An 11779-nucleotide genomic window follows, 5' to 3' on the forward strand; every position below is an offset into this window, starting at 1 on the left:
GGCCTCCCTCACGGGGTGCGTACGGCTTCCTTCTGCCAGGCCTGCTGGAAGGCGAACCGCGCCGCCTCCACCTCGTGCCGCTGGTCGGCGTGCAGCACACCGAGCGCGTACGCCGTCGCCGGCGCGATGCGCGGGGTGCGGGCCGCCGACGCCGCGGCGGACGCCGCCTCCGCCGCGTCCCGGTGCCGGTTGAGCGCCTGGCCCGCACCGAGCAGGCGTACGTCGACGGGGCATTCCCCCGCGTGCAGCACCTCACGTGCGTAGCGGTGCAGCCGCAGCAGCAGCCGGACCTGGTGCCACGGCGCGTCCTGCGGCTGGGGAGCGGTGTCGGCGGAGAGGCCGTGCACGAGGGCCTCCGCGTTATAGGGGTGGCCCGCGGTGACCAGGGGCAGCCCGGTGACGGCGTCGGTCAGCCGGTCCTGGGCCGCGGCGGCCAGCGGACGCAGGTCGGTCGTGTCCGCGGCCGGGGTCAGCGGGACCTCGCTGGCGAGCACGGCGACGCTGTCGGCGACGGCGTGGAAGCGGGAGGAGCCGAGCGCCTGGAGGGCCGCCGAGTGGGCGCGGGTCCGAGCGAGCGTCAGCTGGCGGTCGAGGAGCGCGCCCGCCTTCGCGGCGCCGACGGTCAGATTGCCCTTGGGGGTCGTGGCCGGGGCCCGTCCGGCCTGGGCGGGCAGCGCGGCCGTGCCCGACAGCCGGTTCAGCGCGCCGAGCAGCCGCTCCAGGCGTGCGGCGTACGCGTGCTCACGCGCCAGCGTGCCCGACAGCCAGGCCAGTTCGGGGCGCATGCCCTCCGACCATTCCGCGTCGAGCAGCGGCCGGAACGTGTGCAGGCTGCCGCTGATACGGCGCGCGGAGCGGCGCAGTGAACGCGCCGCGTCGCCGGACTCCCCGGCGCCGCTCGCCGCGGCACCGGTCTCCCGGTGCTGGCGCAGCGAGCGCAGGAACTCCGTGGCCTGAGCCCGCAGATAGCCCGCCAGGGCGTCACCGATGGGGGCACCTCCCTCGTCGAGGGGGGCCGGGGACCTGGGGACCGTCCCGGCCGCGGAACTGGTGGGGGGATCAAGGTGCTGCTGTGCCACGCCGGCGCCTCCGGGCGTCTATGAGCATCTCCTGGACGTTCCGCAGAGGCTGGCCGTCCGCGTCGGTCGCGTGTCGGGTCCACTCGCCGTCGGGGCCGAGGTGCCAGGAGGCCGTGGTGTCGGACATGCCGGTCTCCAACAGCCGGTTGAGGGCTGCTCGGTGAGCCGGGTCGGTGACCCTGACCAGGGCCTCGATCCGCCGGTCGAGGTTGCGGTGCATCATGTCGGCGCTGCCGATCCACACTTCGGGTTCGCCGCCGTTGCCGAAGGTGAAGACCCGGGAGTGCTCCAGGAAGCGGCCGAGGACGGAACGGACCCGTATGTTTTCGGACAGGTCCGGGACGCCTGGGCGGACGGCGCAGATTCCGCGCACCCATACGTCGACCGGCACGCCTGCCTGGGAGGCGCGGTACAGCGCGTCGATGATCGCCTCGTCCACCATCGAGTTGACCTTGATGCGGACGAAGGCGGGACGCCCGGCGTTGTGGTGCTGGATCTCCTTGTTGATCCGCGAGACCAGGCCGTCACGCAGGGACTTGGGGGCGACCAGCAGACGGCGGTAGGTCTCGCGGCGGGAGTAGCCCGAGAGCCGGTTGAACAGGTCGGAGAGGTCCGCGCCGACCTGCGGATCGGCGGTGAGCAGTCCGAGGTCCTCGTACAGCCGGGCGGTCTTCGGGTGGTAGTTGCCGGTGCCGACGTGGCAGTAGCGGCGCAGGGTGTCGCCCTCCTGCCGGACCACGAGCGACAGCTTGCAGTGGGTCTTCAGGCCGACGAGCCCGTACACCACGTGGCAGCCGGACTCCTCCAGCTTCCTGGCCCACTTGATGTTGGCCTGCTCGTCGAAGCGGGCCTTGATCTCGACCAGCACGAGGACCTGCTTGCCGGACTCGGCCGCGTCTATCAGGGCGTCCACGATCGGCGAGTCGCCGGAGGTCCGGTACAGCGTCTGCTTGATGGCCAGCACGTCCGGGTCGCCCGCGGCCTGCTCCAGGAAGGCCTGCACGGACGTCGAGAAGGAGTCGTACGGGTGGTGCAGCAGGACGTCGCGCTCGCGCAGCGCCGCGAAGATGTCGGGCGGCGACGCCGATTCGACCTCCGCGAGATCGCGGTGGGTGCCCGCGATGAACTTGGGGTACTTCAGCTCGGGCCGGTCCAGGGCGCCGATACCGAAGAGGCCGGTGAGGTCCAGGGGACCCGGCAGCGGGTACACCTCGGCCTCGGAGATCTTCAGTTCGCGTACGAGGAGATCGAGGACGTACCGGTCGATGGACTCCTCGACCTCCAGGCGCACCGGCGGGCCGAAGCGGCGCCGCATGAGCTCCTTCTCCAGGGCCTGGAGCAGGTTCTCGGCGTCGTCCTCCTCGACCTCCAGGTCCTCGTTCCGGGTGAGCCGGAAGGTGTGGTGCTCCAACACCTCCATACCGGGGAAGAGCTCCTCCAGGTGGGCCGCGATCACGTCCTCGATGGGGACGTAGCGGTTCGGGGAGGCCTCCAGGAAGCGGGAGAGCAGCGGCGGGACCTTGACGCGCGCGAAGTGGCGGTGGCCGCTGACCGGGTTCCGTACGACGACGGCGAGGTTCAGGGACAGACCCGAGATGTACGGGAAGGGGTGCGCGGGGTCGACCGCCAGCGGGGTCAGGACCGGGAAGATCTGGTGCCGGAAGAGAGTGAACAGGCGGGCCTGCTCCTTCTCGGTCAGCTCGCTCCAGCGGACCAGGTGGACGCCCTCCTCCGCGAGCGCGGGGGCGACGTCCTCCTGGTAGCAGGCCGCGTGCCGGGCCATGAGTTCGCGCGAGCGGGCCCAGATCATCTCCAGGACCTCGCGGGGCTGCAGGCCCGACGCGGACTTGGTGGCGACACCGGTGGCGATGCGGCGCTTGAGGCCGGCCACCCGGACCATGAAGAACTCGTCCAGATTGCTGGCGAAGATCGCCAGGAAGTTCGCGCGCTCCAGGAGGGGCGTGTTCGGGTCCTCCGCGAGTTCCAGAACGCGCTCGTTGAAGGCCAGCCAGCTGCGCTCACGGTCCAGGAACCGGCCTTGCGGCAGCATGATCCCGTCCTGCTCCGTGTCCTCGTACTCGTCGAGGTCGGCGTCGAGGTCCGGCTCCAGGTCGGAGACGTTGGCCGCGACGGTGTGCGGACGATGCGCCGCTATGGAGCCGACGGACGGCTGCGGGTGCTGCACGGGTGCCTGGGCGCTTCGCTGGTTCATGGACCCATTCTTCCGTGCCGAAGGCGAGACCGGCGCGTCGGAGAGGGCGGGGGCCAGCGCGGCGATGCGGAAATTCCCGTTCCGCTTGCTTGGCGTACGCTCACTCCCCGTCGTCGGTGAGGACTCGTTCTCCGGCGGGGGAGAAGGCTCGGGCGCGGCGGGCTGCATTTGTTGAGCGTCGCAAGGTCACCTGAATCGATGGTTACGGGGACATGACGTGCGGGCTATCGGGGGGCGGCTCCCGGACGTCTGCATGCCCGGGAACCGTGTACACACCCACCCCCGTGAGGTGCGTGCCCGCCGGGGCTGCCGCGGGTTACGCGGTGCGGCGGCGCAGCAGGGCGAAGGCGGCGGCGGTCGCGAGCCCCGCGACGGCCAGGAGCAGGCCGCTCTCCACGAGCTGGAGGGGCCAGAAATGGGACTCCGGCTGATAAGTCGTCCAGAAATCGGTGAGCCCCGACCGCTCCACACACTTCCCGAGTGCGGCGGCGCTGTCGGTTCCGACGCAGGCCATGCTGGTGCTCAGCCGCTCGCCGTCGCCGGTGACGGCACCGTGTTCGAGGACCAGGGCGCCGTGCGGGAACTGGAGTGCGGCCCGTCCGGTGGTCGTCTCGGCAGGCCACAGGCTCATCCGGAACCTGTCCAGCACCTCGTGCAGGACGTACGCCGCGGCGAGGGCGGCCGCGGCGGCGGGCAGGGCCCTGCGCAGGACCAGGCCCGCGAGCGCCCCGAGGGCGAGTCCCGCGAGGGCGTACGCGACCGCCACCGGCCCGGAGGAGATGAAGACGTTCGTGATGAACCAGCCGCCGGACAGTTCCCCGTTCCCGGCACGGCGGGTCCAGTCGCCGAGCAGAACCGCCAGTGCGGTGCCCGCCGTGAGCAGGACCGCCGGGACGGCGAGCTTGGCGGCCAGCCAGCGCGCCGGGGTGACGGACTGGGTCCACGCCAGCCGCGCCGTGCCGCTCTCCAGCTCGCGGCCGGTCAGCGCGGCACCCGCCCACACCGCGACGGCGTACATCAGATACGTGACGCAGGTGGAGACCAGGGCCAGACCGTAGGCGTAGATCTTGTCCGCCGCGGTCTCCCGGATGATTCCGCAGTCCGCCAGGAAGTCCGACGCGGCGCAGTCGCCGGCGGCCGCGCGGGCGTCGGGGCCGATGGCGTGCATCCAGATCAGGGCCGCCACGACGGTGAGCAGGGCGGCGCCCCAGACGTACAGGGCCGTGCGGTGCAGGCGCAGCACGGTCCAGGTCAGGCCGGACGGGCGGTACGGGGACGGGCGGGGCGGGCGATACGGGGCCGGGCCGGACGGGCGTCGGCCGGTCAGGGTGCTCATGAGGCCGACCTCCTCCTCAGGACGGCGAAGGCGACGGCGATCAGGACCGCGGTGGCGCCCAGCAGGACGCCGGTCTCCAGGAGCTGGCGGGGCCAGTAGTCGGGGGAGGGGAGGTACTCGCGGGTGAAGCGGACGACATCGTGCCGGGCGAGACACGCGCGGCTCTCGTAGCAGCCCGGGTCCGGGATCTCCGCGCCGGTGGAGGTGATCGCCCGGCTTCGGACAGACAGCTCGGGCTGTTGGTAACTGCCTTGGAAAGGCCAGGAGTTGGCGCGGAACGCGATGACCGCGCTCTGCGCGAGACCGGCGACGGCGAGGGCGGGCAGGGTGCGGCGCAGCACGAGACCGGCGAGAACACCGACCGCCAGACCGAAGAGCGGTGCCGCGACGGTGGCCGGGCCGACGGAGAAGTACAGCGCGCGCGGTCCGATACCGGCCAGCAGAAGGTTGCTGTGGGCGGACCACAGCATCCGGTACAGGGCGACCAGCAGGCCCGTGCCCACGGTGATGAGCAGCGCGGGCACCGCCAGTTTGGCGGCGAGCCAGCGGGCCGGGGTGACGGACTGGGTCCAGGCGAGCCGTGCGGTGCCGCTCTCCAGCTCGCGGGCGATCAGCGAGCCGCCGGCGAAGACGGCGACGGCGAACGAGGCGATGTTCAGCAGGGAGGCCGGGTCCTGGAAGAGGTCGTTGTAGGCGGCCGAAAAGGGGGAGCCGACGATGCCGACGAAACCGACGGTCCAGGCGTCCTCCTGCACGCCCGCGTAGCCGAAGGTGTCGAGCAGGTGCTGTGTGTGCGTGGCACCCGGGCCGTACAACCACAGCAGCAGACCGGCGGTGAGCACGACGAAACCGGTCCAGATCCACAGGGCGGTGCGGTGCAGCCGAAGGACCGTCCAGACCAGGCCGCGCGGCCGGGGCAGAGCGCGACGTGCGGGGGACGTCAGGGTGGTGGCGCTCATCGGGTCACCGCCGCGGGGGTCGCGGTCGTGCCGGGCGTGAGCAGCGCCGGGGCCGAGGGGGAGCGCAGATGGGCGAGCACGAGTTCCTCCAGAGACGGTCGTTCGGCCTGCCAGTGGTCGTCCACCGGCCCGTCGTTGCGTATCAGGGCGGTGAGGCCGCGGCCGGCGGCGCGGGACTCGACGACGAGGTGCGGGGCGAGGTCGGCGGGGGTGCCGCGGCCGGTCACCAGGGTGTGCGCGATGAGCAGGTCGTCCAGGCCACCGCCGAGCCGGATGCGTCCGGCTCCCAGAAGCAGCAGGTGATCGCAGGCGTCGGAGAGTTCGGCGACGATGTGCGAGGAGATCAGCACCGTGGTCCCGCGCTCGGCGGCGTCCGCCATCAGGGTGCCCAGCAGTTCGTGGCGGGCCAGCGGGTCCAGGTCGGCCATCGGCTCGTCCAGCAGCATCAGGTCGGGCCGCTTGCCCAGCGTGAGGGCGAGTGCCACGCGGGTCCGCTGTCCGCCGGACAGCCCCCTGACCCGGGACCGGGGGTCGAGCGAGCCCTGTTCCACGATCGCGGCGGCGTACGAGGCGTCCCAGCGGGCCGGGTTGAGTTCGGCGCCCAGGCGCAGTGTCTCGGCGATCGTGAGCTGGGGGTGCAGGGGCTTGTCCTGGGAGAGGTAGCCGATGCGCTCGCGTGCCTCGGCCGGGCTGGTGCCGAGCACGGTGATCGTGCCGGCCGTGGGCCGCAGCAGTCCGGCCGCCGTCGCCAGCAGCGTCGACTTGCCCGCGCCGTTCGGGCCGACGAGGGCGCTGACCCGGCCGGCCGGAAGGCGGAAGGAGCAGTCGTCCAGGGCCGCGGCGGAGCGTCGGCCGTAGCGCACGGTGAGACCGTGCGCCTCGATGGCGACGGTGGGGCGGGTGGTGCTGGTGGAACTCACTGGTCCCCCTTCGGGAAGTGTTCGTCCAGTACGGAGCCGAACAGAGCGGCCACGTCTTCGCGGTCGAGGCCCGCCGTGCGGGCGTTCTGGGCCCAGGCGTCGAGTTCCGCGCGCAGGGGCGAGTCCGCCGGGGCGGCGCCGAGCGTTCTGCGGACGAACGTGCCGAGGCCGCGCCTGGCCTCGACCAGGCCCTCGCGTTCCAGCTCGCGGTAGGCCTTCAGGACGGTGTTCGGATTGATAGCGGTGGCTTCCACGACCTCGCGGGCCGTGGGGAGCTTGTCGCCCGGTTCCAGGAGGCCGAGGCGAAGTGCCTGCTTCGTCTGCTGGACGATCTGGACGTAGGTGGCGACGCCGCTGCGCCGGTCGATCCGGTACACGAGCACTCGGACAACCACCCTTTCACTAATTGAGTAGTGAAAGGGTGGTGCAAGAGGGTGGCCTTCGTCAAGTCCGGGACGTCCGGACGGTGTTGCGCCGGCGCTGGAACAGACTGCTTGCCGGGCACGCAAAGGCGTTCGGAAAATTCCTCGGCCGATGTGTGAACCGATCGGCAGGGCTCGTCCGATGAGGGGTTGTGAGGGAAACGAGAAGCGACGGAGAGCTGCTGCGGGCCATCGCGGCGGACGGGGACCGTCGCGCCTTCGAAGAGCTGTACCGGCGGTACGCGCCATGGCTGACCGCGCGGTTGCGCGGCCGGTGCGCCGACGCCGGGATCGTCGACGACGTCGTCCAGGAGACCTTCCTCGCGGTCTGGCGCGGCACCGCCCGCTACCGCGAGGAGGGCGACCCGGCCGGCTGGCTGTGGCGCATCGGCTCACGACGGCTCGTCGACACGATGCGCGGCGACGGCGCGCGCGGCCGGCTCCGGCACGCGCTGGCCCGGCTCCGGCACCGCGACGAGGCCTCGGCGGAGGAGCGCGTGCTGGCAGGCGTCGAGCACGGCGATCTGGCGGGCGCGCTGACCAGACTCTCGCCCGAACTCCGGGCGGTTCTCCAGGCCACGGTGATCGACGGGCTCAGCACCAGGGAAGCGGCCGTCCTGCTCGGTATTCCGCCGGGCACGGTCAAGACGCGGGCACTGCGTGCGCGCAAGCAGTTGCGGGAGGCGTTGGCATGAGCGACGACCGTCGCGGAAGCGATGGCAACGACACGAGCGGTGACCGTGACATGAGCGGTGACAGCCGTACGACCTGGCATGTGCCGGAGGAGGACCTCCGGGCCTATACCCAGGGCGAGTTGGCGGCGCCCCGGCTGTGGTCCGCCGACACACACCTCGCCGCGTGCGCCCGGTGCCGCGAGGCGCTGGCCGGGATCAGCGACCCGGTCGCCCTGGACGCCGGATGGGAGCGGCTCGATGCCGAGCTCGACGCCCCGCGACCGGGCCCGGTCGAGTGGCTGCTCGTCCGGCTCGGCGTCGCCGACCACACGGCACGGCTGCTGGCCGCCGCCCCCGTCCTGCGCCGCTCCTGGCTGGGCGCGATCGTCGCCGTCCTGGGCATGACCGTGGCCGCGGCCAACGCGGTGCAGGCCGGGGCCACGCCCACCCTCTTCCTGGCCCTCGCACCGCTGCTCCCGCTCGCCGGGGTCGCGCTGTCCTACGGTCCGGCGCTCGACCCGACCTACGAGATGGCGGTCGTCTCCCCCCTGCACGGCTTCCGGCTCCTGATGATCCGCACGGTCGCGGTCCTCACGGTGGGTCTGGGGATCAACGGCGTCGCGACCCTCGCCCTCCCCTCCTACGGTCTGCACGCACTGGCCTGGCTGCTGCCCGCCCTCGCCCTCACCATGACCGGCCTCGCGCTCAGCTCAAGGCTCGGTCCCGTCCTGGCTCCCTCCCTGGTCGGCGGCGGCTGGATCGCCCTGCTGGCCGTGGCCCGGGCGACCACGGAGCCCCACGCCACGCTCGCCCCGTTCACGGCGGCCGGGCAGGGCGTCGCCGGCGCAGTCGCGGCACTGGCCGCCGGACTCCTCTATCTCGCACGGGACCGGTTCGACGTGTCGCGCCTCCCGTTCACCGACTTCACCGACAGGAATGCCGCATGATCCCCACTGTCTCCGCCTCCGGCCTGAGCCTCCGCTTCGGCGGGACGCTCGCGCTCGACGACGTCTCCGTCCGCCTCGGCGAGGGAGTGACCGGACTCCTCGGTCCCAACGGCGCCGGAAAGACCACCCTGTTGCGGGTGCTCGCCACCGCCGTGCCCGCCGACCGGGGCACCTTCACCGTCCTCGGACACGACCCGGGCACCACCGCCGGACGCCTGGACGTGCGCCGCGCACTGGGCTATCTGCCGCAGAGCCCCGGGTTCCACCAGGACTTCTCCGCCTTCGAGTTCGTCGACTACGTGGCGATCCTCAAGGAGATCACGGACCGCACCGCCCGGCACCGCGAGGTGCGCCGGGTGCTGGAGGCCGTCGACCTGTCCGACGTGCGCGGCAAACGCATCAAGCGGCTGTCCGGCGGTATGCGTCAGCGGGTCGCGCTGGCCGCCGCGCTCGTCGGCGACCCCGGCTTCCTCGTCCTCGACGAGCCGACCGTCGGCCTCGACCCCGAACAGCGCATGCGCTTCAGGGAGCTGATCGCCCAAGCGGGAGAAGGACGCACGGTCCTGCTCTCCACCCACCAGACGGAGGACGTCGCGATGCTCTGCCACCGCGTGATCGTCATGGCCGCCGGCCGCATCCGCTTCGAGGGCACCCCGGCCGAGCTGACCCGACGAGCGGCGGGCCGGGTCTGGAGCAGCACGGAGCGCGATCCGGCCGCCCGAGCCGGATGGCGTACGGGCACGGGCGCCTTCCGCAATGTCGGCGACCCGCCCGAGGGCGCCGAACTCCTCGAACCAACCCTGGAGGACGGCTACTTGCTCACTCTCGACGGCGAGCCCGCGGAGGTGGCGGCATGAGCGCCACCACGGACACGATCACGCAGGCGGCCCCCACGGGGGTGGAGCCGCCTGCTCAGGGCCGGGAATCCCGGGCGGCCGCGGTCCTGGCCCTCGCCCGCTTCGAAGCACGCGAACTGCTGCTCCAGATCCCGATCCTGGTCTTCCTCGCGCTGTACGTCGGCTACACCGGCTGGAGGCTGTTCTCCGGCCGCGAGGGCATGGACGATTTCCCGGTCCTCCAGGACGTCGACCGGTCCACCCAGTCGGCCCCCATACTGCTCGGCATCGCCCTGTTCGTCGGGATCAACCGGGCCGTGCTGCGCACCCGCCGGCAGTCCACCGACCGGCACTTCGACGTCCTGCCCATGGAGCCGTGGCGGCGTACGGTCGCGCACGCGCTGTCCGTCCTGCCCTTCGTCGCGATCACCGCACTGGTCGTCGGCTTCCAGTTCACCTGGTCGGCGCTGAAGCCGGGCGCTGTCGGCCACGGCTCACCCGCCGAACTGGCCGTGGGCCCCCTGGTGATCCTCCTGGCCGGCGTCCTCGGCGTACTGCTCGCCCGGCTGATCCCGGTCGGGTTCGTCGCACCGCCCTTCGTGATCGGCGCCTACACCCTCACCATCCTGGTCTCCGCGTCCACACAGGGAACACACTGGGTGCGCTGGCTCGGACCGGTCGTCTCCGAAGAAGGCGCCGACCCCATCCCCTCCGACCTGCTGGGCCGCCCGGCCGCCTGGCACGCGCTCTATCTGACGGGCCTCGCGGTCCTGGTGCTCTGCCTTGCCGTGCTGAGGAGCGGCGGCCCGACACGTCTGGTCGCATCGGTGGCGGTGGTCGCCCTCGCCGCGACGGCCGTCGGCGTGGCCGGGCAGTCCCCCGACGAGCCGGCCTCACTGAACGCGGCCCGCACCAAGGTGTCCGTGACCCCGGAGAAGGTGCAGACCTGCGTCCGGCACGGACGGTCCACGTACTGCGCCTATCCGGAGTGGACCGGCCGCACCACGGACTGGGCGGAGGCCGTCGACCGCATCCAGTCCCGCGCGGGCGGATCGGCCCGGGGCGAGCGGCTGACCGTGCGCCAGCTGATCGACGCCCGCTACGGCCTCCAGAGCGACGCCGCGATCCCCGCGTCCACCACGCCGGGTGCCGTGACCGTCGGCACGCGCTGGGGCGGCAACCGCCTTCCCGAGTTCGCGGTCGGTGTCGCCTCGGTCCTGGTCGCGGGCGACCAGGCGAGCGCCGGTGAGATGTGCGACGCCCGCGTGGTGACCACCATGTGGCTGGCGCTCAGCACACAGCCGGACCCGATGAAGGCCCTCCGCGACGTCCGGCTCGACGACAGCATCCAGGGCTCCGCCATCGCGCTGACCCCGACGGAGCCCGTCTCCATGTCGGCCCAGCAGACCACGGTGGTGCGCGAGTTGCTTCAGAAGCCGCACTACGGCGTCGCCGCCAAGGTGAAGGCCCACTGGACGGAGCTGACCTCCGCGAAGACGTCCACGGCACGCGTGGCCGAACTGCTCGGCGTGCCGACCGGGGGCAAGGGGACCGAAGCGGACTCGGGGAGCGGATCGTGCGGGGAGTAGAGGGGGAGACGGGGGACAGCGGTGGTGTTTCCGCCGAGGTGAGGCCGCCGGGTACGGGGGACCCGGACGGTGCCGGGTCCATGCCGTCCACCTCGCCCACGGGTTCGACGAGTTCCGTGCCCGCCGCCGGGAGGCCGCCCGCGTCCGTCGTGGCCCTCGCCCTTCTCCGCCCCGTGTGGCGCAGCCTCCCCAACACCCCGCTGGTGACGGGCGCCGCCCTCGGGCTGCTGCTGGCCGGCATGCCGCGGATGCTCTCCGCTCCGGCCGACCCGTGGCTTAGTCTCACCCTGCTGCGGGCCGCCGCGCTCGCCTTCGGTCTGGGGCTGGCTTTCCTGCTGGACGATCCGGCCCGGCACACCACGGCGGCGGTGCCGACCAGGCGCCCGGTGCGGATCGGGCTGCGGGTGGGGTTCGTCGTGCCGATCATGGCGGCGTGGTGGACGGCCGCGCTGTTCCTGATACCCGACAAGGGCCGGCCCCCGGTGGGCGCGATCACCCTTGAGGCAGCCGCCTTCGTCGTCCTCGCCCTGACCGGCGCGCTCGTCGCCGTCCGGCACTCGGAAGCCACCGAGCCGGGGATCGCGGTCTCCGCCGGACTCGTGGGCGCGTCCTTCGCCGCCGCGCTGCTGCTCCCCGACCGCTGGGCGCTCTTCGTGGCGACGTCCGACCCCCACTGGGACGACGCGCACCGGCGATGGGCGGGCGTCCTGGTCGTGGCGGCGCTGACGGGGGTGTTCTCCCTGGCCGAACCCCTGCGGCGACGCCGGACAACCATCCTCGCCCACCGCTGACTTCGGCAGCAGGA

The 11779-nt window shown here is 72.5% G+C and carries 11 protein-coding genes; 5 read left to right on the forward strand and 6 right to left on the reverse strand.

Features of this window, described 5'->3' with window-relative positions:
• Window positions 1-8: 8 nt before the first annotated feature.
• The 6 genes from ABZX90_RS32585 to ABZX90_RS32610 form a co-directional block, all read right to left on the reverse strand.
• Complete coding sequence (locus ABZX90_RS32585; RefSeq protein ID WP_351131663.1) at window positions 9-989, reverse strand: CHAD domain-containing protein; 981 nt, start codon at window positions 987-989, stop codon at window positions 9-11.
• Between the two features lie 70 nt (window positions 990-1059).
• Window positions 1060-3291, reverse strand: coding sequence for an RNA degradosome polyphosphate kinase (locus ABZX90_RS32590; protein WP_351131586.1), 2232 nt, complete (start codon window positions 3289-3291; stop codon window positions 1060-1062).
• Window positions 3292-3607: 316 nt separating this feature from the next.
• Complete coding sequence (locus tag ABZX90_RS32595) at window positions 3608-4627, reverse strand: hypothetical protein (RefSeq protein ID WP_355210906.1); 1020 nt, start codon at window positions 4625-4627, stop codon at window positions 3608-3610.
• Window positions 4624-5586: a hypothetical protein gene (locus ABZX90_RS32600; protein WP_355210909.1), complete on the reverse strand. Its 963-nt coding sequence runs from the start codon at window positions 5584-5586 to the stop codon at window positions 4624-4626. Before ABZX90_RS32600 ends, ABZX90_RS32595 begins: the two co-directional genes overlap by 4 nt.
• Entirely contained in the window at window positions 5583-6506 is a 924-nt protein-coding gene (locus ABZX90_RS32605) for an ABC transporter ATP-binding protein (RefSeq protein WP_355210912.1), read from the reverse strand. The genes ABZX90_RS32600 and ABZX90_RS32605 overlap by 4 nt, the downstream gene beginning before the upstream one ends.
• Window positions 6503-6889: a GntR family transcriptional regulator gene (locus ABZX90_RS32610; protein ID WP_351131591.1), complete on the reverse strand. Its 387-nt coding sequence runs from the start codon at window positions 6887-6889 to the stop codon at window positions 6503-6505. The genes ABZX90_RS32605 and ABZX90_RS32610 overlap by 4 nt, the downstream gene beginning before the upstream one ends.
• 191 nt (window positions 6890-7080) lie before the next feature.
• On the opposite strand from ABZX90_RS32610, the gene ABZX90_RS32615 reads away from it, so the two are divergent.
• The 5 genes from ABZX90_RS32615 (at window position 7081) to ABZX90_RS32635 (ending at window position 11765) form a co-directional block, all read left to right on the forward strand.
• Complete coding sequence (locus tag ABZX90_RS32615; RefSeq protein WP_261702099.1) at window positions 7081-7623, forward strand: RNA polymerase sigma factor; 543 nt, start codon at window positions 7081-7083, stop codon at window positions 7621-7623.
• A gap of 50 nt (window positions 7624-7673) precedes the next feature.
• On the forward strand, window positions 7674-8549 hold the full coding sequence (locus ABZX90_RS32620; protein WP_351131665.1) for a zf-HC2 domain-containing protein: 876 nt from the start codon (window positions 7674-7676) through the stop codon (window positions 8547-8549).
• The gene (locus ABZX90_RS32625; protein WP_351131593.1) at window positions 8546-9406 is read left to right on the forward strand and encodes an ABC transporter ATP-binding protein; all 861 of its coding nucleotides are present in this window, start codon (window positions 8546-8548) and stop codon (window positions 9404-9406) included. The genes ABZX90_RS32620 and ABZX90_RS32625 overlap by 4 nt, the downstream gene beginning before the upstream one ends.
• Window positions 9403-10974, forward strand: coding sequence for an ABC transporter permease (locus tag ABZX90_RS32630; protein ID WP_355210916.1), 1572 nt, complete (start codon window positions 9403-9405; stop codon window positions 10972-10974). The genes ABZX90_RS32625 and ABZX90_RS32630 overlap by 4 nt, the downstream gene beginning before the upstream one ends.
• An 80-nt stretch (window positions 10975-11054) precedes the next feature.
• The gene (locus ABZX90_RS32635; protein ID WP_355210918.1) at window positions 11055-11765 is read left to right on the forward strand and encodes an ABC transporter; all 711 of its coding nucleotides are present in this window, start codon (window positions 11055-11057) and stop codon (window positions 11763-11765) included.
• The last annotated feature ends 14 nt before the right edge of the window (window positions 11766-11779 follow it).

It is taken from the genome of Streptomyces sp. NPDC002935, assembly GCF_040611295.1.
GTDB lineage: Bacteria > Actinomycetota > Actinomycetes > Streptomycetales > Streptomycetaceae > Streptomyces.